Source organism: Amycolatopsis sp. NBC_00355, from assembly GCF_036104975.1.
Lineage (GTDB): Bacteria > Actinomycetota > Actinomycetes > Mycobacteriales > Pseudonocardiaceae > Amycolatopsis.
On sequence record NZ_CP107982.1, the window covers coordinates 6,492,261 to 6,518,621 of the forward strand.

The window sequence follows — 26,361 nt, forward strand, 5'->3', positions numbered from 1 at the left end:
GCGCCGGGGGTGCCGATACGCTGGAGACGGGACCGGCCCCCCAAGGGAAGGGCGGGGTGGGCCTCGGCGGCGGGATGGCCGTGCAAGCCCGGCGAACCCGGCTCACGCCAGAAGGCGGACCACCGCGCCATGATCCCCGCATCGGCCGGTCAGGCAAGCGCTTCCGCATCCCGGGAACCGCCGCTCCCAGCGCGTGGGAACTCGCGCGAGCCGCGCCAGAATCCCCCACCCTGGGCGAGATCCCGATCACGATCTTCAGGAGATCCCATGTCGCTGACCGATGTCATCGACGGCACTCGCAAGGCCGTCGACGCCGACCCGCACAACGCCGCTGCTTCCTTCAGCGTGGACCACACCCTGAAGCCCGGCACCAAGACCGAAGTCGCCGTGAAGGTGCGGGGGCACGAGTTCACCGTCGACGAGCCGCCGGCGCTCGGCGGGACCGATCAGGCTGCGAACCCCGTCGAGTTCGCGCTCGCCGCGCTCGGGTCGTGCCAGGTGATCACGTACCAGTTCTGGGCGGCGAAGCGCGGGATCCCGATCGACTCGATCAAGGTCACCGTCGACGGTGACCTCGACCTCCACGGCTTTTTCGGCTTCTCGCTCAACACCCGCCCCGGTTTCGGGGACGTCCGGGTGTCCGTCGAGCTGGACGGGCCGGCGAGCCGGGAGCGCTACGAAGACCTCAAGCGCGAGGTCGACGAGCACTGCCCGGTGCTCGACCTGTTCCGCAACGAGACGCCGGTCAGCACGAAGCTGACCTAAACGAACTGGTGCCGCACGATCGTCTGGTCGCGGCCCGGGCCGACGCCGATCGCCGAGATCCGGGCGCCCGACAGCTCTTCCAGGCGCTCGACGTACGCGCGGGCGTTCGCCGGGAGCTCCTCGAACGTGCGGCAGCCCGAGATGTCCTCGAACCAGCCCGGGTGCTCTTCGTAGATGGGGATCGCGTGGTGCACGTCGGTCTGCGTCATCGGCATGTCCTGCGTGCGGAAGCCGTCGACCTCGTACCCCACGCACACCGGCACCTTCTCCAGCCCGGACAGCACGTCCAGCTTGGTGAGGAAGTAGTCGGTGATGCCGTTGACGCGGACCGCGTAGCGCGCGATCACCGCGTCGAACCAGCCGGTGCGCCGCGAGCGGCCGGTCGTGACGCCGAACTCGCCGCCCTGCTTGCGCAGGTACTCGCCGGACTCGTCGTTCAGCTCGGTCGGGAACGGGCCGGAGCCGACGCGCGTGGTGTAGGCCTTGAGGATGCCGAGCACCGTGCCGATCCGGCCCGGGCCGATGCCCGAACCGGCGCTCGCGCCACCGGACGTCGGGTTCGACGACGTCACGAACGGGTAGGTGCCGTGGTCGACGTCGAGCAGCGTGCCCTGTGAGCCTTCGAGCAGCACGGTCTCGCCGCGCTCGAGGGCCTGGTTGAGCTGCAGCCGCGTGTCGGCGATGCGGTGCGCGAACTTCTCGCCGGCCGCGAGCACCTCGTCGGCGACCTGGTTCGCCTCCAGCGCCTTGCGGTTGTAGACCTTCACCAGCACCTGGTTCTTGAACTCCAGCGCGGCTTCGACCTTCTGCCGGAAGATCTTCTCGTCGAGCAGGTCCTGCACGCGGACGCCGACGCGGGCGATCTTGTCCTGGTAGCACGGGCCGATGCCGCGGCCGGTGGTGCCGATCTTGCGGCTGCCCAGGTAGCGCTCGGTGACTTTGTCGATGGCCACGTGGTACGGCATGATCAAGTGCGCGTCCGCGGAGATCAGCAGCTTGGACGTATCGACGTCCCGCGCTTCCAGTCCGGACAGCTCGTCCAGCAGCACACCCGGATCGACGACCACGCCGTTGCCGATGACGTTGGTCACGCCGGGGGTGAGGATGCCGGAGGGGATGAGGTGCAGGGCGAAGTTCTCGCCGTTCGGCAGGACGACCGTGTGACCGGCGTTGTTGCCACCCTGGTAGCGGACGACCCATTGGACGCGGTCACCCATCAGGTCGGTGGCCTTGCCCTTGCCTTCGTCTCCCCATTGGGCACCGATGAGCACGATGGCCGGCATGTGACACTCCAAGGTGTTCGACGACGTGAGGTTTAGTGTCCGGGACGGACACCGGTGGCGCTGGTAAATGCCGGTGCATGACTGTAACGGAGGACCCGCGGGTGCGCGGAATAGTGGTGGCCTGTGGCGACGGCGCGGCGGGGTTCGAGGAAGTCGACGACGTCGAATCGATCCGCGTGCCGAGCCGTCCCGGCAAGGCGGAAATCGACCCCTTGCTGGGCGAACACGATCACCTCGTCGTGTCGGGCACGGACGCCGATCTCGCCGCGGTCGTGCTGCGGCTGCTGCGGAAGGACGCGATCTCCGGCGTGTCGGTCGGGTTCGTGCCGTCGTCGCCGGACTCGTCGGTCGCCGCGCTCTGGGGACTGCCGAAGACGCCGCTGCAGGCGCTCGCCCTGGCGTTGCGCGGCGAGGTCGACCCGGTGCCGCTGATCCGCGACGACGTCGGCGGTGTGCTCGTCGGGCGCGGGCAGCTGCGGCTCGTCCGCGGGGTGGCCTACTGCGACGAGCAGGTCGCGCTGCGCGGGCCGGCCGCGTCGATCGAGGTGACGCCGGATCCGGGCGGGCCTGGGCTGGCCGTCCGGGTCGTGAAGGGGACCGTCTTCAAGCGGCCGACGACGCTCTACTCGCGCGCGTTCCAGATCGGCTGCATCCCCACGCGGCCGGTGAGCGACGACGTGGTCTTCGACCGTGCGGTGAACAAGTGGACCTGGTACCGGCACACGGAGGATCTGCGACTCGTTCGTGGCGCCGTCTGACCTGCACTTTTCACTCTGAAGTGCAGATCTGCACACTCAGCGTTCGCGAACGGCCAGCAACATGTCACCTATACGTGTTGCACTCGCCACTCAGGTGTATCAGGGTGAGCTGTCCCCACACCTGACATGGAGGCAGCAATATGCCAACCAGGCGTGCTGTTCGTCATTACTTGGCCGTCCTCGCCGCTACCGCGGTGTTCTCCGGGACGCTGGCCGGCGTCGCCGACGCCACCCCGCCGGGCATCCCGTCCGCCGCGACGGCGAAGTCCGAGCTGGCTTCGCTGAGCGTCAAGGCCGACGGGTCCCAGACCGGCTACAGCCGCGACAAGTTCCCGCACTGGATCGACCAGGGAAACAGCTGCGACACGCGCGAAGTCGTGCTGAAGCGCGACGGCACGAACGTCGTCACCGGGTCGAACTGCGCCGCCACCTCCGGCAGCTGGTTCAGCCCGTACGACGGCGAGACCTGGACGGCGGCGTCCGATGTGGACATCGACCACGTGGTGCCGCTGGCCGCCGCGTGGCGCACCGGGGCGTCGTCGTGGACGACGGCCCAGCGCCAGGCGTACGCGAACGACCTGACCGACCCGCAGCTCATCGCCGTGACGGACAACGTCAACCAGTCGAAGGGCGACAAGTCGCCCGACCAGTGGAAGCCGCCGCTCACGAGCTACTGGTGCACCTACGCGAAGATGTGGGTCGCGGTGAAGACCAAGTTCAAGCTCACCGTCAACACCGCCGAGAAGAGCGCGCTGACGGACATGCTCGGCCGCTGCTGACCTCCGGTTCGCCATGAGGGGCACCCTCAGGGACTCCAGGTCCCTGAGGGTGCCCCTCATGGCGTGTCAAGGGGGAATCCCTGCGGTGCCAGGGAATGGGACCCCGGTTCGCTCTGTGGGACGGCCTCAAGGGCGGAACTAGCGTCGCGCTTGAAGACGCAACCACTCCCCGCTGGAGGCCGTCGGTGTCCCCGCTTTCCCGTGCCCGCAACGCCGCGGCCCTGCTCACCCTGCCCATCCTCCTGACCGCCTGCGCCGCCGCCGGCACCGGACAAGCCGCTTCCGGGCCGCCCCAGGCCGGCGGCACGCTCCGGCTCGGCATCTCGTCCGCGCCCGACTGCGTCGACCCGCAGCAGACCGCAACGAACGCGTCGATCAACGTCGCGCGCCAGCTGGTCGACTCGCTGACCGACCAGGACCCGAAGACCGGCGAGATCAAGCCGTGGCTGGCCGAGAAGTGGGAGAGCAACGCCGATTCGACGGCGTTCACCTTCCACCTGCGGGCCGGCGCGACGTTCTCCGACGGCACTCCGGTCGACGCCACCGCGATCAAGACCAGCTTCGACGGCATCAAGGCCCTCGGCACGAAGGCCCAGCTCGGCTTCGGCTACCTCGCGGCCTACAAGAGCACGACGGTCGTCGCCCCGCGGACCGCGCGCCTCGAGTTCTCCGCGCCCAGCGCCCAGTTCCTGCAGGCCAGCTCGACCGTGTCGCTCGGTGTCCTGGCCCCCGCGGCGTTCCAGAAGACGCCGGAGCAGCGCTGCCAGGGCAACGGCCTGGTCGGCTCCGGGCCGTTCGTCTTCGAAAGCCTGAAGCAGAACCAGGAGATCGTGCTGGCCAAGCGCAAGGGTTACACCTGGGGCTCGTCGCTGTTCAAGCACCAGGGTGAGGCCTACCTCGACAAGATCGACTACAAGATCGTGCCGGAGCCCGGTGTCCGCACCGGCAGCCTCGCCTCCGGCCAGCTCGACGCGATCACCGACGTCCAGCCGGTCGACGAGCCCCAGTTCACGAGCAACGGCTTCACCGAGAACATCCGGCCGAACCCCGGCGTCGTGTTCAACCTGCACGCGAACACCACCCGCGGCGTGCTCACCGACGAAAAGGTGCGCCAGGCCGTGCTCAAGGGCGTCGACCGCACCGAGGTCGTGAACACCGTGCTGACGCCCAGCTACAAGCCGGCCACCAGCATCCTCGGCTCGGCGACGCCATTGCACAGCGACCTGTCCGCGCAGCTCGCCTACGACCAGAAGGGCGCCGCGGCGCTGCTGGACGGCGACGGCTGGGTGCCCGGCGCCGACGGGATCCGCACGAAGAACGGCCAGAAGCTGAGCGCGGCCGTGGTGTTCTCGCCGGTGTTCAACCAGAACCGCAGCGTGCTGGAGCTGATCCAGCAGCAGCTGCGCAAGATCGGCTTCGACCTGAAGATCGAGCAGCACACCAACGCCGAGACCACGCAGATCCAGCTCGCCGGGAACTACGACTTCCTCTGGTACAACGTGACCCGCGCCGACCCGGACATCCTGCGCGGCCAGTTCTCCACGAAGGCCGGCAACCGCAGCCGGCTCACGCCGGGCAACCCGCTCGACGTCGCCCTCGACGCCCAGTCGTCCACTGTGGACAACGCCAAGCGCAAGCCGTCGGCCGACGAGGCGCAGAAGCTGATCGTCGACCACGCCTACGCGGTGCCGGTGTTCGAGCTGACCCAGGTCGTCGCGGAGAGCGCCAAGGCGCACGCCGTCGACTTCGAAGCGTCGTCACGGCTGCAGCTGTTCGACGCGTGGCTGTCGTGAGGAACTACCTGCTCCGCCGGGTCGCGCAAGCGGTCTTCGTGCTGTGGGCGGCGTTCACGCTGTCGTTCCTGATCCTCTACCTGCTGCCGGGGGACGCCGTTTCGGCGAAGCTCGCCGGCGGGGAGGCCGGGTCGTCGACGACGCCGGAGCAGCTCGCCGCGGCCCGCGCGGAGTACGGTCTGGACTCGCCGCTGCCGGTGCAGTACCTGAAACGGCTGGTCTCGGCGCTGCACGGCGACTTCGGCCGCAGCGTCGCGACCGGTGACGACGCGACGCACATGGTCGTCACGGCGTTGCCGCCGACGCTCGCGGTGACGAGCCTGGCGCTGGTGTTCGCGGTGCTGTTCGGCGGCGGCTCGGCGTTCCTCGGCACGTTCACGCGGTTCCGCTGGTTGCGCCAGGCGCTGCTGTCCCTGCCGTCGCTGGCGATCTCGCTGCCGCCGTTCTGGGTCGGGCTGCTGCTGATCCAGTTCTTCTCGTTCCGGCTGCGGCTGTTGCCCGCGCTCGGCACGCAGGGGTTCGCGGCGCTGATCCTGCCCGCGATCACCCTCGCCCTGCCGACCGGCGCGATCATCGGCCAGGTGCTGGCGAAGAGCCTGGCCACGCAGCAGGAGCAGCCGTACGCGGAGATCGCCGCGGCCAAGGGCGCGAGCCGCTGGCGCGTCCACTTCGGACACCTGCTGCGCAACGCCGCCGTGCCGACGCTGACCGTCGCCGGCGTGGTGGCGGGCAACCTGGTCGCCGGTTCGGTGATCACCGAGACGGTGTTCTCGCGCGACGGCGTCGGCCGGGTCACCGCGGCCGCCGTCACCGCGCAGGACGTCCCGGTGGTGCAGGCGGTGATCGTGCTGGCCGCGCTGGTGTTCGTGGCGCTCAACCTGATCGTCGACCTGCTGTACCCGCTGCTCGATCCGCGGATCGCACGTACCCCCGAGGCGGTGGCCCGTGGTTGACCTCGCCACCCCGGCCCGGACGGCGGTCCGGCAGCCCGGGCTCGTGATCGCCGTCGTGGTGCTGGCGTTCGTGCTGCTCGCCGCGTTCGTGCCGGGGCTGCTGACCAGCTACGACCCGATCACCGGCGTCCCGGCCGAACGGCTGCAGGAGCCGTCGTTGCACCACTTCTTCGGCACCGACGAGACCGGCCGCGACGTCTATGCGCGGGTGATCCACGGCGCGTCGCTCTCGCTGCGCGCGACCGCGATCGCCGTGCTCACGGCGTTGATCGCCGGCTCGGCGCTGGGCCTGCTCGCCGGGTTCCGCGGCGGCTGGGCCGACACCGTGATCATGCGGATCGTCGACGTCTTCCTGGCCATCCCGCCGATCCTGCTGTCGCTGGCCCTGGTCACGGCGCTGGGCTTCGGCACGACGAACGTCGCGATCGCCGTCGGCATCGCGAACCTCGCGTCCTTCGCACGCGTCATGCGCGCGGAGGTGCTTCGCGTGCGAAGCGGCGTTTTCGTCGAAGCCGCGCGAGCCAGCGGCGTGCGCTGGTCGGGCGTGCTGCTGCGGCACGTCCTGCCGAACGCGGCGGGCCCGGTGCTCGCACTGGCGACGCTCACCCTCGGCACGGCCGTGCTCGAGGTGTCGGCGCTGAGCTTCCTCGGTTTCGGCGCGACCCCGCCGACGCCGGAGTGGGGCTCACTCGTCGCCGGCGGCCGCAGTTTCCTGGCCACGGCCTGGTGGATGACGACCTTCCCGGGACTGACGGTCGCGGCGGTGGTCCTCTCCGCGAACCGGCTGTCCCGCGCACTGGATGGAGGCGAGCGATGACCCTGCTGCGCATCGAAAACCTGGCCGTGTCGTACCGGAAGATCCCGGCGGTCCGTGACGTCGGCCTGGACGTCGCCGCGGGTGAGGTGGTCGCCGTCGTGGGGGAATCGGGCTCGGGCAAGTCGACCACGGCGCACGCGGCGATCGGCCTGCTGCCCCGCGGCGGCCGCGTCGACGGCGGCTCGATCAACTTCGACGGCCGGGACCTGCTTTCCCTGTCGGACAAGCAGTGGCGCGGGGTGCGCGGGCGCGAGATCGCGCTGGTGCCGCAGGACCCGGCGGTGTCGCTGAACCCGGTGCACCGGGTCGGCGACCAGGTCGCGGAGGTGCTGAAGATCCACGGGCTCGCGGACCGGCGCGGTGCCGCGCTGCAGGCCGTCGAACTGCTCGAACGCGCGGGCGTGCCCTCGCCGGAGCTGCGCGCGAAGCAGTACCCGCACCAGCTGTCGGGCGGGCTCCGGCAGCGCGTGCTGATCGCGTCCGCGCTGGCCGGGCGGCCGAAGCTGATCATCGCGGACGAGCCGACATCGGCGCTGGACGTCACCGTGCAGCGCCGGATCCTCGACCACCTGACGTCGCTGGCTCTTGAAATGGGCACGGCGATCCTGCTGATCACGCACGATCTGGGTGTCGCCGCCGATCGCGCGTCCCGGATCGTGGTGCTCTCGCAGGGCTCGGTCGTCGAAGAGGGCAAGACCGCCGAAATCGTCAGCGCGCCTTCGCAGCCGTACACGCAGCAGTTGCTGGCGGCGGCGCCGAGCATGACGAGCACGTTGCGTCCGGCGGCCCCGGCCGCCGAGCCCTTGGTGTCGGTGCGCGACCTCGCGAAAACGTTCGACGGCGGCATCCGCGCGGTCGACGGGATCTCGTTCGACATCCCGCGCGGCCAGACGCTGGCGCTGGTGGGCGAGTCGGGCTCGGGCAAGTCGACGACCGCCCGCATGGTGCTCCGGCTGGAGACACCGTCGGCGGGTTCGGTGGAGTTCGACGGCCGGGACATCACCGCGTTGTCCGGCACCGAACTGCGAAGACTGCGGCGGCGGATGCAGATCGTCTACCAGAACCCGTATGCGTCGCTGAACCCGAAGTTCTCGATCGAGGACGTCGTCGCCGAGCCGCTACGGGCGTTCGGGCTTCCGCGCGACCGGGTCCCGGAGCTGCTGGAACAGGTGGCACTGCCGGCGTCGATCGCCCGCCGCAAGCCGGCGGAACTGTCGGGCGGCCAGCGGCAACGGGTGGCGATCGCCCGCGCGCTGGCGCTGCGGCCGGACCTGGTGGTGTGCGACGAGCCGGTGTCGGCGCTGGACGTCTCGGTGCAGGCCCAGATCCTGCGGCTGCTGGCGGAGCTGCAGGCGGAGCTGGGCCTGTCGTACCTGTTCATCTCGCACGACCTGGCGGTGGTCCGGCAGCTGGCGGACCAGGTCGGCGTCCTGCGGGCGGGCGCGCTGGTGGAGCTGGGCCCGGCCGCGCAGGTGTTGCACGAGCCGAAGGCGGAGTACACGAAGGAACTACTGGCGGCGATCCCCGGGCGTTCGGTCCAGGAGGTCTGACGAGACTCGTCCCGTCGTGAGCCGCTGAACTACTACGCTCGGGTGCGTGCGAATCCTCTTCTCGTGCCGCCCGGCGTACGGCCACCTCTTCCCCCTGCTCCCGCTGGCGAACGCGGCGAAAGCGGCGGGGCACGACGTCGTGTTCGGCACCGGTGAGGCGTTCCTCGCGACCGTGCGCGACCTCGGTTTCGAGGTCCACCGCGCCGGCATCTCCATCAGCGACGCCGAAACCGAAGCCAAAGCGCGGCACGGTGAGGACGCCGGCTTCGCCGAGGTCGGCATCACGATGTTCGGCGAGCTGCTGCCGGTGGCACTGCTCGACGACCTGACGCCGCTGCTCCCGCGGCTGCGCCCGGACCTGGTCGTCTACGAGCAGAGCGACGTCGGCGCCGGGGTGGCGGCCCGCCGGGCGGGCATCCCCGCCGTGTCCGTCGTGATCGGCCGGTCCATGCCGCCGGAGCTGCTGGCCCTCGCCACCGAACGCCTGGCCCCGCTCTGGGGCACGCTCCCCGCGGACGCGATGTTCGGCGACGCCTGCGTCGACGTGTGGCCCGACAGCGTCCGCGACCCGGGCACCGCGGGCGTGCCGAAGGTGTTCCGGATGCGTCCGACGCCGGTCGATCCCGACGTCCCGCTGCCGCCGCTGCCGGCCGACGGGTTCGTCTACCTGACCCTGGGCACGGTCGTCTTCGGCGCGACGCAGGTGCTGCGCGGCGCGCTCCACGCGCTGGCCCGGCTGCCGGCCGACGTGCTGGTGGCGCTCGGCCCCGGTGATCCCGCGCTGCTGGGTGAGCTGCCGCCCGGGGTGCGGGCCGCCGGGTTCGTGCCGCAGTCCGAGGTGCTGAAGCACGCGGGCCTGGTGGTGCACCACGGCGGCACCGGCACGGTGCTCGCCGCGCTCGCCGCCGGCCTGCCGCAGCTGGTGCTGCCGCAGGGCGCCGACCAGTTCGTCAACGCGGAGACGCTCACCGCCCTGGGCGCGGCGAAGTCCCTGGTGGGCGACGCCGTGCGGATGGACGCGATCGCGGCCGCGGCCCGCGAACTGCTGGCCGACCCCGAACCGCGCGAGATCGCCCAGGGCGTCGCACGAGAGATCGCGGCCATGCCCGCGCCGGAGCAGGTGCTCGGCGAACTCGTCAACTGGGCGGGTTGACCAGCGCCAGGATCTCGCGCGCCACGGCGTCGTTCTGCCGGAACGACGACGCGTTCGTGCGCGGCCGAGTGAAGGCCGCGGCCGAGCGGGCGCTCGTGTGCGGGCCCACCGCGAACCGGTGCGGGTGCGGGTGGCCCGCGCCGTCCAGAAGACGGGAGTCCGAGACGCGCGTGTGGATCCGGCCCGACGGCAGGTGCACGCCGGTCTCCGGGTCCGCCACCGTCTCCTCGGCCAGCTGACCCGTGTCGCGCAGCTGCTGCAGCAAGCCGTCCGCCGCGCGGGTCACGCTCGGGGCCGGCAGGCGCGCCTCGATCAACGTGCGGGACTCGACCTCGCCCGGGTAGCTCGCGCCGGACGCCACGAAGACGCCGCGCTCGGCATCGGCCGTCACCCGCATTTCCGCGCCCGCGAACGAAACCACGCCCGCCTCGTGCAGCGCGAGCAGTTCTTCCAGCCGTCGTGGCGGCGGGCCGCTGGCGTAGTACGAGAAGAACCCGTGGAACCAGCCGTCCATATCGGACACCTGGGAGGCCGCGTTCAACCGTCGCTTTTGGACCAGCGCGGGCATCTGGCCGTACACCGAGAGCAGCGCCATGAACGCGCCCAGGTCGGCGCTGAACGTCTGGTCGGCGCGGCGCGCGAGGTCGGCCTCGAGGTATTCGCGCAGCTCCTTGCCGAACTCCTCGGCCGTGCCGAACGCGCGGTCCGCCATCGGCCGGTCCAGCCGGTCGAGGTCGAGGCGGTCCTCCTCGGCGGGCACGGCCCGGGCGACGAGGTCCCGCATCCCCGGCGAATCCCAGGCCAGGTCGGCGAAAGCGTCGGCGAACACGGCGAAGTCCAGCCGCACCCGGTCCGGGTGCCCGGTGAACAGCTCGCTGTAGTAACCCCAGGCCAGTTCCTTCGCGACCCGCGGCCAGACGTCGGCGCGGAAGTCGAGCGCGCCCGGCGCCCCGGCCAGCTCGTCGATCGCGTAGGCGTCGAAGAACCGGGGCAGCCGCAACGGTTTCCCGCGCAGCCGGTAGCCGATCTTCGCGTGGTAGGGCACGCCGCGCCGCGAGCCGACGTGCAGCACCGGCTCGGCACCGCTCGGGTGGTAGCGCAGGCCGCCGCCGTCCAGCTCCTCGAAGCGGCCGCCGCGGCCTTCGGTCAGCAGCAGCATCAGGTCGACGAACGCCAGCCCGAACCCGCGCACCAGCACGGTTTCCCCCGGTTCGACGCCGGAGTAGTCGACGTCGGCGGTGTAGCCGGCCGGGTAGTAGGCCAGGCCGTGGCGCCCGGCGAACGACGCCAGCTCGCGCTCCCGCTCGTCCGGTTCCGCGTCGAGGTGCCCGACCGTGAACACGACGGCGTCCGCGTTCAGCTCCGAACCGTCCGAGAGCCGGACGAGCGAGCCGTCGACGTCCACCGCGCGCGCCGCGTGCTCGACGACGCCGATGCCGCCGGGCAGGTCGCCGAGGATCTTCCGGTACACCCAGGTCAGGTACGCGCTCTGCAGCCGCCGCGTCGGGAAGTGGAAGGCGTCCAGCGCGGTGAGTTCGGCGCCGACGTCCGCGGGTACTTCGGCCTCGAGCGACCCGTCCCGCACCTGCCGCGCCCACTCCAGCAGCGACGGCCCCGGCAGCACCGGGCCGGCCATCTTCACCGATTCGTCGGTGAACATCGTGACGTCCTCGGGCATGGAGTTCATCCGCAGCAACGGCGACTGGTCGTAGCGCCACACGCGGCCCGGCCCGGGCGGGAAGGGATCGATCAGGTGCACCTCGAGGCGCCGGTCGCCGAGCTGTTCGGCGGCGTTCGCGCCGAGCCGTTCGAGGACGCCGACCCCGCGAGGTCCGGCGCCCACGACGGCGAGTGTGAACGGCGCTGGATCGGCCACGCGATCGAAGCTACGCCGGAGCCGGAGCGCCGGACGTGCTTCTCACAGTGCGGAATTCCCGAGCGGAATCCGAGCCGGACCAATCACTTCGCCCGGGGGCACCGAATCCCCGCCGCAGTGCCCCGCCCACCTGGCGAAAAGGAGCGGATTTGTCCCTCACCCACCCAGGCGCCCGGGCCTTCTCGACGTCACCCGGCCGCCGAAGACTTGGCCGATGACATCGGCACGCCGCACCGCGTCCACACCGCGCAGGACGTGGTCGGCACCCTGCTCAAGGGAAACTGGGCGATCTACGCACACGAATGGGGCGACCAGGACGGCCTCGACCCGCAGCACTGGCGGGACGTCGTCGAGGCCGCCGCCGAGGGAGCCGGGGTCGACGTCGAGTTCGTGGTCATCCCGCGCCGGTCCCTGACCGTCGTGTTCAACCGGGCGGACCCGCCCACCTTCGACCAGGTGCGCGCGTCGATCGAGGTGATCGAACGCGTCCGCCGGCGTTGAGCCGTTCCACCCTGCGGACGTCGTTGCCGCCGCGGTGCGCCCAGGCGTAGCCGTGGAGGCAGCGAAGCGAGAGAAGGTGGACGTCATGCCGGTGGAGTTCCTGGGCATCGGGGGCACGCACGACGGGTCGGAGACGCACGCCCGCTCGGGCGGGGTGTTCGACAAGGAGTACACGCTGCGCCTGGCCCGCGCGCACGAAGACTTCGGCTGGGACCGCGTGCTGTTCGCCTACGGCTCGGGTTCACCGGATCCCGCGCAGGCGGCCGCGTACGTCGCCACGAAGCTGGACAAACTGCAGATCCTGCTCGCGCACCGGGCGAACGTCTCGTACCCGACGTTCGCCGCGAAGACGTTCGCCACGCTCGACCGGATCTCCGACGGCCGGCTGACGGTCCACTTCATCACCGGCGGCAACGACCACGAGCAGCAGCGCGAGGGCGACTTCCTGACGAAAGACCAGCGCTACGGGCGTACCCGCGAGGCCATCCAGATCATCAAGAAGGCCTGGACGTCGGACGAGCCGTTCGACTTCGAGGGTGAGTACTACCGCTTCGCGGACTACGTCAGCGACATCAAGCCGGTGCAGCAGCCCCGGCCGGGCGTCTCGTTCGGAGGGTCCTCGCCGGCCGCGTACGCCGCCGGTGGCGCCGAAGCGGACATCTTCTGCCTGTGGGGCGAGCCGCTGGCCCAGACCGCCGAGCAGATCGAGTCGGTCAAGGCGGCGGCGCTGGCCGCCGGCCGCACGGACGTGCCGCGCATCCAGGTCGCGTTCCGGCCGATCATCGCCCCGACGGAGGAGCTGGCCTGGGAGAAGGCCCACCGCACGGTCGGCGCGATCAAGGATCGCACGAAGGGCGGGCAGCCACTGACCCGCCGTCACAACCTGACCGAACCGGAGAACACGGGCTCCCAGCGGCTGTTGGCGGTCGCCGAGCGGGGTGAGCGGTTCGACCGGGCTTTGTGGACCCCGACGGCGGCCGCGACGGGCGGCGCCGGCAACTCGAACGCGCTGGTCGGCACGCCGGAGACGGTCGCGCAGGCGCTGCTGGACTACTACGACCTCGGCGTCGGGATCCTGTCCGCGCGGGGTTACGACATGCTCGGCGACACCATCGACTTCGGCCGGTACGTCATCCCGATCGTCCGCGAAGAGGTCGCCAAGCGCGACGCGGCCCGGGCCGCCGGAACCACCCGGACTCCCGTGGAGGACGCCCTCGCCGTCGACGGCTGAGTCTCGTTCCCCCAAGTAGCCACCTCGCCCCGCGCGAGGTGGCTACTTTTGCCTCTGGCCCTGGGCCAAGGGGTACGGAATGATCCATTGGTGACTCCTGGGCGACCACTCAGACACTGCGGGCTATCGTCTGACACGTTCGGGAAAGCTCCGTGACACCTTCGATACCGGCGAAAGCACCTAGAGATTCACCAACAGTCACGGGACACTGGCTTGGGTAAATCACGTTTCGTGACCACCCCATGACCGTCCGGTCCTCACCCTCACCGCCGGTCATGCACGGGGCACGATCCGCAGAAGAGGTCGGGAGACACGCATGGCAGCACCGCCGGATCGGATCACGTTCCGCGAGGTGTTCGGAATCGCCGAGTTCCGTGCGCTCTGGTTCGGGGAACTGCTGTCGATCGCGGGCGACCAGCTGGCGAGAGTCGCGCTGTCCATCCTGGTGTTCACCGGCACCAACTCGGCCACCCTCACCGGTCTGACCTACGCGCTCACCTACGCTCCTTCGCTGCTGGGCGGGATCTTCCTGACCGGGCTGGCCGACCGCTTCCCCCGCCGCAGCGTGATGGTGCTGGTCGACGTCCTGCGCGCGGCCCTGATCCTGCTCGTCGCCGTGCCCGGCATGCCGTTCTGGCTGATGTGCGTGCTCGTCGGCGGGGTTTCGCTGCTGAACCCGCCGTTCAAGGCGTCCCAGCTGGCCATGCTGCCGCAGGTGCTCGAAGGCGACCGGTTCGTCGTCGGCATGGGCATCCGGAGCATGACCGTGCAGAGCGCCCAGCTGCTCGGTTTCGCCGGCGGCGGCGCGCTGCTGATCGCCCTCGACCCGCACATCGCGCTCGCCATCGACGCCGCGACGTTCCTGCTCTCGGCGGCGTTCGTCCGCTTCGGCGTGCGCGCCCGGCCGGCCGCGGCGCGCGGCGAGAAGCGCAAGTCCTTCTTCGCGACCCTCGGCGGCGGTGGCCGCGCCGCCTTCGCGAACTCGCCGCTGCGGACGCTGGTGCTGTTCACCTGGCTGATGGGGTTGCTGCCGGTCTACGAGGGCATCGCGGCGCCGTACGTCGCGGCGGCGGGCGGCGGACCCGAGTCGATCGGCCTGCTGCTCGCGGCGGACCCGATCGGCAGCGTGATCGCGACGTTCGTCTACACCCGCTGGGTCCCGGCTTCGGCCCGGCCGAAGCTGATCGGCCCGCTGTCGGCGCTCTGCGCGATCCCGCTGATCGCCTGCTTCCTCGTGCCGGGGCCGGTCACCTCGATCATCCTGTTCATCGTGTCCGGCGGGTTCGGCACGGTGTGCCTGCTGCAGGCGACCGCGTCACTGACGCTGGCCGTGCCCGACGAACAGCGGGCGCAGGTGATGGGCCTGTCGAACACCGGCCTGACGACGATGATGGGGATCAGCCCGCTGATCGGCGGTGTCCTGGCCGATCAGCTGAGCCCGCATTCGACGGTCGGCATCTTCGGCCTCGCGGGGATCGTCCTCACCCTGCCGTTGGCCGTGCTGTGGGCGCGAGCCCTGTCCGGAGAGCCTGATCGATGGATCGACAAAGAAGCCGCACGCGCAGAACCTGCCTGAACCTGCCCCGCGCGTGGGCTTGACCTGCGCGACCTTGCGGTGCGCTGTGCGGTCACTGATCTTTGCCGCGCATCGCTGGCCACCTCTCACTCCGGTGTCAAAGAAAAAAGTACACACCTCTTGCCCTTGTGGACAGCAGGCAAACGGACTGAAACTGTCCGTGAGTAGATTGTCACTGAGTACCTGCGCAAGGGGCTGGGGGAAAAATGGTCACATCGGGGGAACAGGCTGGACAAGACTCGGTACACGGTGTTGCGCATTGGGCACTGTGGTCGAGGCCGCGCGCGTGGATCGCGGCGACGCTGTCCGCGATCGCCGTGATGCTCGCCTGGACGGTCACCACAGCACTGACGATACCGGTCACGCTCGCGAACGTGGGGACGTTTGCACTGCTCACCGGCCTCGCGGTGACACAGACCGAGGTCAGCAGGCGGATCGAACGGCAGCGCCGGATCCTGAGCAACGGCCCGCACATCAACATGACTTCGGTCTGGCTGCTGCCCGCCGGACTGCTGGTACCGCCGCAACTGGTCGCGGTACTCGGCACGTTGCTCTACGTATATCTCGCGTTCCGTAGCTGGTCCGGAACCCGTCCGGGTGAAGCTCACCGTGTCGCGGCCAACGCGACCACGATGATCCTGTCCGGGTTCGCCGCGGGGGTCGTCGCGGACCTGCTCCACGGGCACGGCATGACGGCCGTGGCGCTCGCCGCCATCGCCTTCTTCGCCACCAACACCGCGCTCACCGGGCTCGGCCTGTACCTGGCCGCCCCCGAGAAGGCGACCGTCGAAGGCTGCCTCGGCAACATGGACGACAACCTGCTGGAGCTCGCCACGCTGTGCGTCGGCGGTCTGCTGGTCATGGTCCTGACCACCGAGCCACTGCTGTCCGTACTGGTCATCCTGCCGCTCTACGTACTGCAGCGGTCGGTGCTGATCAAGCGGCTCGAGGAGCTCGCCACCACCGACCAGAAGACGCAGCTGCTCAACGCCACCACCTGGCAGGACGGCGCACAGCGGGAGATCTCGCGCGCGGCGCGCGAGAACGGCAGCTTCGGCGCCATGATGATCGACCTCGACCACTTCAAGCGGATCAACGACACCTACGGGCACCTCGCGGGGGACGACGTGCTCAAGGCGGTCGCGGCCGTGGTCAAGCAGGAGACCAGGGCGCACGACCTGGTCGGCCGGTTCGGCGGCGAGGAGTTCGTCGCGCTGCTGCCGTCGACGTCCAAGGACGACGCGATCGTCACGGCGGAACGGATCCGGCAACGGGTCAGCGAGCTGATCATCAGCACCAAGACCAACGAAGGCAAAGCCGTCGACATCGAACGGCAGACGGCGTCCATCGGCGTCGCCGCCTACCCGCTCGACGGGACGTCCATCGAGGAAGTGATGGCGTCCGCCGACGCGGCGGTCTACGCGGCGAAGGACGGCGGCCGCAACCGCGTGGTCGGGTCGCCGGCCCTGGCGATGGCGGCCGCTTAGCGCAGCCGCTCGATGACGTCGCTCGCCTTGGTCTGCAGGCGGGCGACGCCGCCGACGGTGAATTCGGTCAGCAGGTCGATCAGGGCGTCCTGCGGCGGTGGCTCGCCGTCCCAGGTCGCCTGGACCAGCGACTCGGTCATCGCGAAGAAGAGCGTGACGAGCGCCCGGTCGGCGCGGCCGGAGTCGATGCCGTGCGCGGCCCACCGCTTGGCGCTGGCGTCGGCGTAGACCTTCGCCAGCCGCTCCCGCAGCCGCGTGAGCGCGGGGTCGCCGGCTCGTTCCGCCGCCCGGAGCACGCCGTAGGCCTCCGGGCTGTCGGCGACGAAGGTGACCATGGAGGCGTAGTTGGCCCGCGCCCACTCCCGCAGGCCGGCCTGCGGGTCGGCCGCGGACGCCCTCGCGATGGCCGCGAAGGCCCGCTCCTCGACCTCGGCCACGACCTCGGCGAAGAGCGTCGTCCGGTCGCCGAACTGTTCGTAGACGGCTTGCCGCGAGACGCCGGCCTCACGCGCGATCTGCTCGATCGTCGCGCCCTGCATCCCGTGCTGCGCGACGACCTTCGCCGTCGCCCGCAGCACGCGGGCGCGCTGCTCCCCGACCGGGAGCTTCCGCGGCCGCCCGCGCGGAGCGGGGCTGGACATGGGTGACCCACCTCACTGGTTCTGCTCACCGGGCACGCGGAAAGCCGTGAATGGCCCGTTGAGGGACTCTGAGTCCCTCAACGGGCCATTCACGGCTCGGGGGTCACTTGAGGCCGGTGGCTTCCGCGGCGGCCGGGTCGGAGTCGGCGAGGAACGTCCGGCAGCGGTCGTACTCCTCGGTCTCGCCGATCTTGCCGGCGGCCTTGCCCAGCACGGCGAGGGCGCGCAGGAAGCCCTGGTTCGGCCGGTGCGTCCACGGCACCGGGCCGAAGCCCTTCCAGCCCGCGCGGCGCAGCTGGTCGAGACCGCGGTGGTAGCCGGTGCGCGCGTACGCGTACGCGGCGACGGTCTCGCCCGACTCGAAGGCCTTCTCGGCCAGCGTGGCCCACGCCTCGCTGTAGTCGGGGTGTTCGGCCGCGACGGTCGCCGGGTCGTTCCCGGCGTCGAGCGCGGCCTGGGCGGCGGTGTGCTCGGGCAGCAGCGTCGGCTCGGGGCCGAGCAGGTTGTGCGTCATGCGCCCATTCTGCCCACGCCCGCCGGCTAGAAGAACAGGCCCGCCAGAACCCCGCCGCCGGCCAGCACCAGCGCGCCGATCAGGACAGCGGCCACAACTCGTTTCGGCATCATGGCGGCACACCCTGCCAAGCCCCGCAGCCCGAAAGCAAATCGTCCACCCGTAGGGGTGAACCCCGATTTTGGCGTCGTTTACCACTGTCTTGGCCCGCTCGTGACCATGAACGGCCATGATGTCCGCATGGCCAAGGCAGTCGACGTCCCGGTCGTGGACGTGATCCCGCGCAGCCCCATCGGCAAGACGCGGCTGTTCTTCACGCGGCACTGGCACCGCGGCGCACCCGGGCAGCCGACACCCGGCTGGGTGCTCCGGTTCTGCTACGGGATGTGGCTCGCGGCGTTCGCGTTCAAGCTGGTCGGCTCGTCGTGGGACATGTCGTGGCACTTCATGTGGCTGCGCGACGACCTGGCGCCGCCGCACCTGATCAACACCGTCGGCACGGTGATCATCGTCGTGCTGGTGGCGATCCACAGCTACACCGGCCTGGGCGCCGACAAGACGTCGCTGCGGCTGATGCAGATCGGCCTGCTGACGTTCCTGGTCGCGGCGCCGCTGGACGTCATCAACCACCGCGTCAACGGCCTCGACCTGACCGCGTGGAGCCCGTCGCACATGATGCTCTACCTGGGCACGGGCATCATGCAGGCGGGCGTCCTGCTCGGCTGGCTGCGGTCGTCGCCGCCGGGCCGCTTCCGCACCGGCGTGCTGCTCGCGCTGTGGGCGTTCTTCCTGGAGAACACGTTCTTCCCGAACGGCCAGCAGGAGTACGGCATCCTCGGCCTGCGCGCCTGGGAACGCGGCGCCCCGGAGGCCGAGCCGTCCCTGCTGTCGTTCGCCGCGAACCAGATCGGCCACCCGGTCGACCGGACCGCGATCCTGCACTTCACGATGCCGATCCCGGAGTGGGTGTACCCGCTGTGGGGCATCGGCGTGATGGCGCTGATCCTGGCCCTGGCGCGGCGCACGCTGGGCTTCCGCTGGTCGGCGTCGTTGGTGGCGCTGGCGTACATCGTGTACCGCGCGGTGATGTGGCCGCTGCTGCTGGGCCTGGGCTTCCCGGTCTCGACGATCCCGTTCTACCTGCTTTTCGTGGGTCTCGCCGTGGACCTGGCGTTCACGATCGGCCGCGGTCACGACCTGCTGACGGCGGGCGCGGGAGCGCTGCTGGTGACGGCGTTCGGGTACGGGGCGCTGTGGGCGCAGTCGCAGTTCAGGCCGTGGGTGCTCGGGGACGCGCACACGGAGTCGGCACCCCCGGTGGAGTACTGGACGGCGGGAGTGGCGTTGGTGGCGGTGTTCGTCCTGTGGGCGGCGGCCGGGCCGGTGACCCGGCGGTGGGTGGCCCGGCGGGTCACGGCGTAGCACGCGACAATTGACTGGTGAAGATCACCAACCAGCGGGAGTTGGACGAGGATTTCACAGCGGTCGTGGATGCCGTCGAAGCCGGCGAGATCTTCCACGTCACGCGCAACGGCGTGGAGATCGCCGAGCTGCGACCACCACTGTCTCAGCGGCACCAGCTCGAAGTCGTCGAGGTCTGAACACGACGAAGGGCCGCCACGGAAACCGTGGCGGCCCTTCGTGTGTGCGTCTTACTTGAGCTTGGTGCCGGCCGAGCCGAGGGCCTGGCAGGCCTCCACGATCCGGGCGGCCATGCCACCCTCAGCAGCCTTCAGGTACGACCGCGGGTCGTAGACCTTCTTGTTGCCGACCTCACCGTCGATCTTCAACACACCGTCGTAGTTCTTGAAAAAGTGATCCACGATCGGGCGGGTGAACGCGTACTGCGTGTCGGTGTCCACGTTCATCTTCACCACACCGTAGGAGACGGCTTCGCGGATTTCTTCCGGCAGCGACCCGGACCCGCCGTGGAAGACCAGCTCGAACGGCTTGGACCCCGCGGCCAGGCCGAGTTTCTTCGACGCGGCTTCCTGGCCGCCCTTGAGGACGTCCGGGCGCAGCTTCACGTTGCCGGGCTTGTAGACGCCGTGGACGTTGCCGAACGTCGCGGCCAGCAGGTAGCGGCCGTTCTCGCCGGAGCCGAGCGCGTCGATGGTCTTGAGGAAGTCGCCTTCGGCGGTGTAGAGCTTCTCGTTGATCTCGGCTTCGACGCCGTCTTCTTCGCCGCCGACGACACCGATCTCGACCTCGAGGATGATCTTCGCGGCGGCGGCTTTGGCCAGCAGCTCCTGCGCGATGACGAGGTTCTCGTCGAGGTCGATGGCGGAGCCGTCCCACATGTGGGACTGGAACAGCGGCAGCCCGCCGTTCTTGACCCGTTCGGCGGAGATCTCCAGCAGCGGGCGGACGAACCCGTCGAGTTTGTCCTTGGGGCAGTGGTCGGTGTGCAGGGCGACGTTGACGTCGTAGCGCGCGGCGACGACCTGCGCGAACTCGGCCAGCGCGGACGCGCCGACGACCATGTCCTTGATCTTCTGGCCGGAGGCGAATTCGGCGCCGCCGGTGGAGAACTGGATGATCCCGTCGCTCTCCGCTTCGGCGAAGCCGCGGATGGCGGCGTTCACGGTTTCGGACGAGGTCACGTTGATGGCGGGGTAGGCGAACTCGTTCGCCTTGGCCCGATCCAGCATCTCCGCGTAGACCTCGGGGGTCGCGATGGGCATCGGTGTTCCTCCTTGGCAGGGATGGGTCCCGACCGCATCGTACGAGGTGTACCGCCGCCGCACACCGGTCCCCGCTCCGAAACTTCTCCGCACGTGGAATCGGTTCAGAAGGAGTGCGTCCGGCCGCCGGCGAACCGGCGGCCGGACGAGGGTCACCGCAGCTCGGAAGCCAGCGCGCGGTAGGCCGGCCACGGGTCCTCGTTCAGGACCTGGACGACCACCTGGTCCGCGCCCGCCTCCAGGTGGGCCGACAGGCCGCGGGCCACCGTCGCCGCGTCGCCGTGCAGGGCCAGCGCGTCGATCAGGTGGTCGCTGCCCTCACCCTCCAGATCAGCGTCGGTGAAACCGAGTTTCCGCAGGTTGGCGACGTAGTTCGACAGGCCGAGGTAGTACTTCACCGTGTTGCGGCCGATCGCGCGCGCTTCGGTGGCGTCGGTCGACACGACGACCTTGTGCTCCGGGGCCAGCAGCTTGCCCGCGCCGAGGATCCCGCGGGTGTCGCGGGTGTGCTCCGGCGTGGTCAGGTACGGGTGCGCGCCCGCCGTGCGGTCGCCGGACAGCTTGACGACCTTCGGGCCCAGCGCGGCCAGTGCCCGGCCCTCGACCGGGACGTCCGCCGCGTCGAGGCCGTCGAGGTAGTCGACCAGCGCCGCGTACGGCTTCTTGTACTCCTTGGTCGCCTCGCGGTGTCCCGCGCCGACGCCGAGCAGGAAGCGGTCCGGGAACTTCCCCGCGATCCGGTGGTAGGCCTTCGCGATGTCCGCGGGCTCGTCCTGCCAGATGTTCACGATGCCGGTCGCGATGACCAGCGAGTCCGTCGCGGCGAGCAGGTCGTCGACGTACGCGAGGTCGCCGCCGGGTGAGCCGCCCAGCCAGATCGCGCCGTAGCCGAGCTCCTCCGCGTCGGCCGCGAACTTCGCGTCGACGTTCCCGTGGTACCGCCAGATTCCGAGCTTGCCCAGTTCGATTGCCATGGAACACTCCAACGCGTGGGACGGCCGTTTTCCTCCCACCCTCCCAGTTCGTGGGAAAGCTAGCGTGGTGACATGACCAAGCTGGGCAACACCGACCTCGACGTGTACGGGCTCAACCTCGGCGGCAACGTCTTCGGCTGGACGGCCGACGAGCCGCAGTCCTTCGCCGTGCTGGACGCCTACACCGCGGCCGGCGGCAACTTCGTGGACACTTCCGACCTCTACGGCGGTGGCGGCCGCTCCGAGGAGATCCTGGGCAACTGGCTGACCTCGCGCGGCAACCGGGACGACGTCGTCGTCGCGACGAAGGTCGGCATGTGGGACGGCCGGCCGGGTCTCTCGGCCAAGAACATCCAGGCCGCGGCCGAGGACTCCCTGCGGCGCCTGCAGACCGACCACATCGACCTCTACTACGCGCACCGGGACGACCCGGACACCCCGCTCGAGGAGACGCTCACCGCGTTCGACGCGCTGGTCCGCGCGGGCAAGGTCCGCCACCTCGGCGCGTCCAACTACAGCGCCGAGCGCCTCACCGAGGCACTGTCCACTTCGGACAAGAACAACCCCGCGCGGTTCGCCGTGCTGCAGCCGCACTACAACCTCGTCGAGCGCGACTACGAGCACGACCTCGCGCCGCTCGTCGCCCGCGAAGGGCTGGCCACCCTGCCGTACTTCGCTCTCGCCAAGGGTTTCCTCACCGGCAAGTACCGCTCGAAGGACGAAACGGTCGACAGCCCGCGCGCCGCCCGCGCGTCGTCCTATTTGGACGCCCACGGCGAGCGCGTGCTCGCGGCGCTCGACGAGGTCGCGCAGGCGCACGGCGTTTCGGTCGCCACGGTGGCGCTGGCCTGGCTGCGGGTTCAACCGACGGTCGCCGCGCCGATCGCCAGCGCCCGAACCCCCGAGCAGCTGACAGACCTGATCGCGTCAGTGACACTCGACCTGACTACAGACGAAGTAGCGTCACTTTCCCTATGAAAGATGCGTCCCGAGGCCCTGACGACGCAACTTTCCCTGTGAAAGTGACACCTACTATCGGGTAGCTTACTGCGGGTAAGTTGGGGTACGGTGCCCTTCAGAAGCGACGTGCGACGTCCAGGAGGGCACCGTGGCCAACCCGTTTTCGCTGCTCAGCGGCAGCACCAAGAAGGTCGACGGCAAAGTCGTCCTGATCACCGGCGCGGCCCGCGGCATCGGTGCCGGACTGGCCGAACGCCTCGCCGCGCGCGGCGCGAAGGTCGCCCTCGTCGGCCTCGAAGCCGAGGAGCAGCAGAAGGTCGCCGACCGGATCGGGCCGAACGCGAAGTCCTGGGAAGCCGACGTCACCAGCTGGGACGCCCTGGAGGCCGCCACCGCCGGTGTCGTCGAGCACTTCGGCGGCATCGACATCGTCATCGCGAACGCCGGCATCGCGACCGCCGGCTTCGTCCGCTCGGTCGACCGGGCCGCGTTCGAGAAGGTCATCGAGGTCGACCTGCTCGGCGTCTGGCGCACGTTCCGCGTCACACTGCCGCACGTCATCGACCGCAAGGGCTACCTGCTCGCGATCTCGAGCCTGGCCGCGATCACGCACGCGCCGGGCATGGCGAACTACTCCGCGGCCAAGGCCGGCGTCGAGGCGTTCGCCAACAGCCTCCGCGCCGAGGTCGCCCACCTGGGCGTCAAGGTCGGCGTCGCGCACCCGACGTGGATCCGCACCGACCTCGTCGAGAGCGCCGACGCACACCCGGTGTTCGGCAAGCTCCGCTCGTCGATGCCCGGCCTGATCGGCAAGACCTACCCGCTCGACGTCGCCCTCGACGACCTCGAAGCCGGGATCCTCAAGCGCGGCCGGACGATCCACGTGCCGCGCTGGGTCGGCGGCCTCAAGCTGATCCGCGCGTTCCTGCCGCCGATCATCGAACTCGGGTCCCGCAGCCGGGTACCTTCGGCGGACAAGGCCGCGCTCGCCGACATCGAGGCCCGCGGCGCGTTCGAGTCCGCGGTCACCGGGCACGGCGGCCGCGCGGCCACGACGAAGTCGTAGGAGCTGCGGATGTCACGGCGCGACCAGATCAGGATGACCGAGGACGAGGTCCGCGGGTTCTTCGCCGAACAGAAGGTCATCAACGTCGCCAGCGTCGGCCCGAACGGCCGCCCGCACCTCGCGCCGCTCTGGTACTACCCGCACGAGGACGGCGTCGCGACCTGGACCTACGGCACGTCGCAGAAGGCCAAGAACCTGCGCCGGCTGCCGGAGGCGACCGTGCTCATCGAGGACGGCGAAAGCTACGAGAAGCTCCGCGGCGTCTCGCTGGAGGCCGACGTCGAGCTCGTCGAGGACACCGAAGAAGTCACCCGGATGGGGATCACGCTCATGCAGCGCTACGCGGGCGCCAAGCCGGGTGACCCCGTACCGTCCGAGCTGAGCGGCTTCATCGCAGGTCAGGCCCCCAAGCGGGTCGGGTTGATCTTCCGGCCGACGAAGATCGTCAGCTGGGACCACACGAAGCTCGGCGGGACGTACTAACGGGTAGGTAGTACTTCCAAGTAACTGTTACTTGAGGTAACGTCATCTGCGGCAGACCCCCAGCGCAGCGGAGGCCGACAGATGACCGAGCGGTTCAAGGTCGTGATCGTGGGCACCGGTTTTTCCGGGCTCGGCCAGGCGATCCAGCTCGAAAAGGCGGGCATCCGGGACTACGTGGTCCTGGAGAAGGCCGGCGAGGTGGGCGGCACCTGGCGCGACAACTCGTACCCCGGGTGCGCCTGTGACGTGCAGTCGCACATGTACTCGTTCTCCTACGAGCAGAACCCGGACTGGTCGCGGTCGTTCTCGCCGCAGCCGGAGATCTTCGACTACCTCAAGGGTGTCGCGGACAAGTACCGGCTGCGCGAGAAGATCCGCTTCGGCGTCGAGCTCACCGGCGCGCACTGGGACGAGCGGGAGCGCCGCTGGACGGCGACGACCAAGGACGGCCGGGAGTTCTCCGCGCAGTTCCTCGTCTCCGGCGTCGGCGGCCTGCACATCCCGCAGGTCCCCGAGCTGCCCGGGATCGCGAACTTCCAGGGCCAGACCTGGCACTCCGCGCAGTGGAACCACGAGTACGACCTGCGCGGCAAGCGCGTCGCCGTCGTCGGCACCGGCGCCAGCGCGGTCCAGTTCGTCCCGAAGATCGCCCCGGACGTCGCCGAGCTGACGCTCTTCCAGCGGACGCCGCCGTGGATCATGCCCAAGCCCGACCACGCGATGCCGGAGTGGGCGCAGACGCTGTTCCGCCGCGTCCCCGGCACCCAGCGCGCCTACCGCAACGCGCTCTACTGGCTCCTCGAAGCCCGCGCCATCGGCTTCAACGGCCACCCGGGCGTCATGAAGGCCGGCGAGCTGATCGCCAAGCGGAACATCACCAAGGGCATCAAGGACCGCGCGCTGCGCAAGAAGGTCACCCCGGACTACACGATGGGCTGCAAGCGCGTGCTCATCTCCAACGACTACTACCCGGCGCTCGACCGGCCGAACGTCGACGTGAACACCTCCGGGATCAAGGAGGTCAAGGCGCATTCGATCGTCGACAGCGCCGGTGTGGAGCACGAGGTCGACGCGATCGTCTACGGCACCGGGTTCAAGGTCACCGACGCGCTGGAGTACCTGGACATCACCGGGGTCGACGGCCGCAACCTGGCCAAGGAGTGGGCCGCCGAAGGGATGCAGACGCACAAGGGCATCACCGTCTCCGGCTTCCCGAACCTGTTCTTCCTGCTCGGCCCGAACACCGCGCTGGGCCACAACTCCGTCGTGTTCATGATCGAGTCGCAGTCCCGGTACGTCGTCGACGCGATCAAGCTCGCCGACTCGCGCGGCGCCGCCGCGGTCGACGTCCGGCCCGGTGTGCAGGACAAGTTCCAGCAGGACATCCAGGACAAGCTGGTCAAGGGCGTCTGGACGCAGGGCGGCTGCAAGAGCTGGTACCTCGACGCCAAGGGCGTGAACCGGACCATCTGGCCCGGCTTCACCTGGCGCTACTGGCTGGAGACGCGGAAGGTGGACCCCGCCGACTACGAGCTTTCCGGGCGCGCGTCATGACGGACGAACAGGTCGTCCTCCACGCCCGGGACGTCAAGTTCGACTGGGCGAGCCTGCCGATGCACTGGATCCCCGGCGAACCGCAGGCCACGCACACCATCAACGTCCTGCACCTCGCGCTGCCCGAAGGCGAGCGCTGGTTCGTCGAGGTGTTCAAGCAGGCCGTGCCGCTGATCCGCGACGAGCGGCTCAAGGAGGACGTCCTCGGCTTCATCGGCCAGGAAGCGGTGCACGCCGAGGCCCACGACGGTGCCGCGGCGCACCTCGAAGCCGCCGGCGTGCGCGTCCGGCCGTACATCGCGCAGATGGAGTGGCTGTTCCGGAAGCTGCTCGGCGACCGCGACCTCACCGGTCAGGCCGCCGAGGAGTGGCTGATCGAACGGCTCGGCATCATCGCCGCGATCGAGCACTACACGGCGTTCCTCGGCCAGTGGGTGCTCGACGCGCCGCTCGCCGAAGCCGGCGCCGACCCGGTGATGCTCGACCTGCTGCGCTGGCACGGCGCGGAAGAAGTCGAACACCGGTCGGTCGCCTACGACCTGTTCACGCACCTCGACGGCCGCTACACCCGCCGCGTGCGCAGCATGGCCGCGGTGACGCCGGTGCTGGCGTGGGTGTTCGCCCGCGGCACGCGGTTCCTGATGCGCAACGACCCGACACGCCCGGGCCGCGCGTCACTGCGGGGCTATCGCCGAGCGGCGAAGAAGGGCCTGCTGCCGACCGGGCGCGAGCTGCTGCGCGAGATCCGGCCGTACTTCCGGAAGTCGTATCACCCGACCGAGACCGGCAACACCGAGCAGGCCGTGGCCTACCTGGCGAGTTCACCGGCCGCGCGGGCGGCGGACGCACCGAGGTGACCGAGCCGAAAGCGGCACTTTCACGTGAAAGTGCCGCCCCCAGGTGGGCGCTTTCACGTGAAAGTGCCGGACTTGGGCGGCCCACCCGGTTGGACGGCAGCGACCG

At 70.0% G+C, this 26,361-nt stretch carries 25 protein-coding genes; 19 read left to right on the plus strand and 6 right to left on the minus strand.

Going from position 1 to position 26,361, the window contains the following annotated elements:
* Positions 1-267 precede the first annotated feature (267 nt).
* Positions 268-765: an OsmC family protein gene (locus OHS18_RS29390; RefSeq protein WP_328447187.1), complete on the plus strand. Its 498-nt coding sequence runs from the start codon at positions 268-270 to the stop codon at positions 763-765.
* Here the strand turns inward: OHS18_RS29390 and OHS18_RS29395 are convergent.
* Positions 762-2,048, minus strand: coding sequence for an adenylosuccinate synthase (locus tag OHS18_RS29395; protein WP_328447185.1), 1,287 nt, complete (start codon positions 2,046-2,048; stop codon positions 762-764). The genes OHS18_RS29390 and OHS18_RS29395 overlap by 4 nt on opposite strands.
* Before the next feature lie 77 nt (positions 2,049-2,125).
* On the opposite strand from OHS18_RS29395, the gene OHS18_RS29400 reads away from it, so the two are divergent.
* The 7 genes from OHS18_RS29400 (at position 2,126) to OHS18_RS29430 (ending at position 9,851) form a co-directional block, all read left to right on the plus strand.
* Positions 2,126-2,806 carry a hypothetical protein gene (locus OHS18_RS29400; protein WP_442875284.1) on the plus strand — a complete coding sequence of 227 codons (681 nt, stop codon included), beginning with the start codon at positions 2,126-2,128 and terminating at the stop codon, positions 2,804-2,806.
* 140 nt (positions 2,807-2,946) lie between these two features.
* Entirely contained in the window at positions 2,947-3,585 is a 639-nt protein-coding gene (locus OHS18_RS29405; protein WP_328613093.1) for an HNH endonuclease family protein, read from the plus strand.
* Between the two features lie 185 nt (positions 3,586-3,770).
* Positions 3,771-5,378, plus strand: coding sequence for an ABC transporter substrate-binding protein (locus tag OHS18_RS29410; protein ID WP_328613094.1), 1,608 nt, complete (start codon positions 3,771-3,773; stop codon positions 5,376-5,378).
* On the plus strand, positions 5,375-6,331 hold the full coding sequence (locus OHS18_RS29415) for an ABC transporter permease (protein ID WP_328618600.1): 957 nt from the start codon (positions 5,375-5,377) through the stop codon (positions 6,329-6,331). Before OHS18_RS29410 ends, OHS18_RS29415 begins: the two co-directional genes overlap by 4 nt.
* Positions 6,324-7,148 carry an ABC transporter permease gene (locus tag OHS18_RS29420; RefSeq protein WP_328613095.1) on the plus strand — a complete coding sequence of 275 codons (825 nt, stop codon included), beginning with the start codon at positions 6,324-6,326 and terminating at the stop codon, positions 7,146-7,148. The genes OHS18_RS29415 and OHS18_RS29420 overlap by 8 nt, the downstream gene beginning before the upstream one ends.
* Positions 7,145-8,698 carry an ABC transporter ATP-binding protein gene (locus OHS18_RS29425; RefSeq protein ID WP_328613096.1) on the plus strand — a complete coding sequence of 518 codons (1,554 nt, stop codon included), beginning with the start codon at positions 7,145-7,147 and terminating at the stop codon, positions 8,696-8,698. The genes OHS18_RS29420 and OHS18_RS29425 overlap by 4 nt, the downstream gene beginning before the upstream one ends.
* Positions 8,699-8,744: 46 nt before the next feature.
* Positions 8,745-9,851 carry a glycosyltransferase gene (locus tag OHS18_RS29430; protein ID WP_328613097.1) on the plus strand — a complete coding sequence of 369 codons (1,107 nt, stop codon included), beginning with the start codon at positions 8,745-8,747 and terminating at the stop codon, positions 9,849-9,851.
* Here OHS18_RS29430 and OHS18_RS29435 read toward each other — a convergent pair.
* The gene (locus tag OHS18_RS29435; RefSeq protein WP_328613098.1) at positions 9,835-11,727 is read right to left on the minus strand and encodes an FAD/NAD(P)-binding protein; all 1,893 of its coding nucleotides are present in this window, start codon (positions 11,725-11,727) and stop codon (positions 9,835-9,837) included. The genes OHS18_RS29430 and OHS18_RS29435 overlap by 17 nt on opposite strands.
* A gap of 207 nt (positions 11,728-11,934) precedes the next feature.
* On the opposite strand from OHS18_RS29435, the gene OHS18_RS29440 reads away from it, so the two are divergent.
* The 4 genes from OHS18_RS29440 to OHS18_RS29455 all read left to right on the plus strand — a co-directional run bounded on the left by OHS18_RS29440 (position 11,935) and on the right by OHS18_RS29455 (position 16,522).
* Positions 11,935-12,228: a hypothetical protein gene (locus tag OHS18_RS29440; RefSeq protein WP_328447173.1), complete on the plus strand. Its 294-nt coding sequence runs from the start codon at positions 11,935-11,937 to the stop codon at positions 12,226-12,228.
* 85 nt (positions 12,229-12,313) lie between these two features.
* The gene (locus OHS18_RS29445) at positions 12,314-13,459 is read left to right on the plus strand and encodes an LLM class flavin-dependent oxidoreductase (protein ID WP_328613099.1); all 1,146 of its coding nucleotides are present in this window, start codon (positions 12,314-12,316) and stop codon (positions 13,457-13,459) included.
* Positions 13,460-13,775: 316 nt separating this feature from the next.
* On the plus strand, positions 13,776-15,035 hold the full coding sequence (locus OHS18_RS29450) for an MFS transporter (protein WP_328447170.1): 1,260 nt from the start codon (positions 13,776-13,778) through the stop codon (positions 15,033-15,035).
* 320 nt (positions 15,036-15,355) lie between these two features.
* The gene (locus OHS18_RS29455) at positions 15,356-16,522 is read left to right on the plus strand and encodes a GGDEF domain-containing protein (RefSeq protein WP_328613100.1); all 1,167 of its coding nucleotides are present in this window, start codon (positions 15,356-15,358) and stop codon (positions 16,520-16,522) included.
* Here OHS18_RS29455 and OHS18_RS29460 read toward each other — a convergent pair.
* Together OHS18_RS29460 and OHS18_RS29465 are read right to left on the minus strand one after the other, a co-directional pair.
* Positions 16,519-17,163, minus strand: a complete 645-nt coding sequence (locus OHS18_RS29460) for a TetR/AcrR family transcriptional regulator (RefSeq protein ID WP_328447168.1) — start codon at positions 17,161-17,163, stop codon at positions 16,519-16,521. The two genes, OHS18_RS29455 and OHS18_RS29460, sit on opposite strands and share 4 nt — an antisense overlap.
* A gap of 103 nt (positions 17,164-17,266) precedes the next feature.
* Positions 17,267-17,677 (minus strand): DUF3151 domain-containing protein, encoded by a 411-nt coding sequence (locus OHS18_RS29465; protein WP_328613101.1) that lies wholly within the window; start codon positions 17,675-17,677, stop codon positions 17,267-17,269.
* A 240-nt stretch (positions 17,678-17,917) separates the two neighbouring features.
* Here OHS18_RS29465 and OHS18_RS29470 point away from each other — a divergent pair, with 240 nt between their 5' ends.
* A complete protein-coding gene (locus OHS18_RS29470) occupies positions 17,918-19,099 on the plus strand; it encodes a hypothetical protein (protein ID WP_328613102.1) in 1,182 nt (393 codons plus the stop codon).
* 17 nt (positions 19,100-19,116) lie between these two features.
* Positions 19,117-19,278 (plus strand): type II toxin-antitoxin system Phd/YefM family antitoxin, encoded by a 162-nt coding sequence (locus OHS18_RS29475; RefSeq protein WP_328613103.1) that lies wholly within the window; start codon positions 19,117-19,119, stop codon positions 19,276-19,278.
* A 51-nt stretch (positions 19,279-19,329) separates the two neighbouring features.
* Here the strand turns inward: OHS18_RS29475 and fbaA are convergent, their stop codons facing one another.
* Positions 19,330-20,361, minus strand: coding sequence for a class II fructose-bisphosphate aldolase (gene fbaA / locus OHS18_RS29480; protein ID WP_328613104.1), 1,032 nt, complete (start codon positions 20,359-20,361; stop codon positions 19,330-19,332).
* Positions 20,362-20,513: 152 nt separating this feature from the next.
* Positions 20,514-21,335: an LLM class F420-dependent oxidoreductase gene (locus OHS18_RS29485; RefSeq protein ID WP_328613105.1), complete on the minus strand. Its 822-nt coding sequence runs from the start codon at positions 21,333-21,335 to the stop codon at positions 20,514-20,516.
* A 72-nt stretch (positions 21,336-21,407) separates the two neighbouring features.
* Here OHS18_RS29485 and OHS18_RS29490 point away from each other — a divergent pair, with 72 nt between their 5' ends.
* From OHS18_RS29490 to OHS18_RS29510, 5 genes are all read left to right on the plus strand, one after another.
* Entirely contained in the window at positions 21,408-22,313 is a 906-nt protein-coding gene (locus OHS18_RS29490; protein ID WP_328613106.1) for an aldo/keto reductase, read from the plus strand.
* A gap of 130 nt (positions 22,314-22,443) precedes the next feature.
* Entirely contained in the window at positions 22,444-23,361 is a 918-nt protein-coding gene (locus tag OHS18_RS29495) for an SDR family oxidoreductase (RefSeq protein ID WP_328447158.1), read from the plus strand.
* Positions 23,362-23,370: 9 nt separating this feature from the next.
* Positions 23,371-23,844, plus strand: a complete 474-nt coding sequence (locus OHS18_RS29500) for a pyridoxamine 5'-phosphate oxidase family protein (RefSeq protein WP_328447157.1) — start codon at positions 23,371-23,373, stop codon at positions 23,842-23,844.
* Positions 23,845-23,925: 81 nt separating this feature from the next.
* Positions 23,926-25,398 carry a flavin-containing monooxygenase gene (locus OHS18_RS29505; RefSeq protein WP_328613107.1) on the plus strand — a complete coding sequence of 491 codons (1,473 nt, stop codon included), beginning with the start codon at positions 23,926-23,928 and terminating at the stop codon, positions 25,396-25,398.
* Positions 25,395-26,255, plus strand: coding sequence for a metal-dependent hydrolase (locus OHS18_RS29510; RefSeq protein WP_328613108.1), 861 nt, complete (start codon positions 25,395-25,397; stop codon positions 26,253-26,255). Before OHS18_RS29505 ends, OHS18_RS29510 begins: the two co-directional genes overlap by 4 nt.
* Positions 26,256-26,361: the final 106 nt, after the last annotated feature.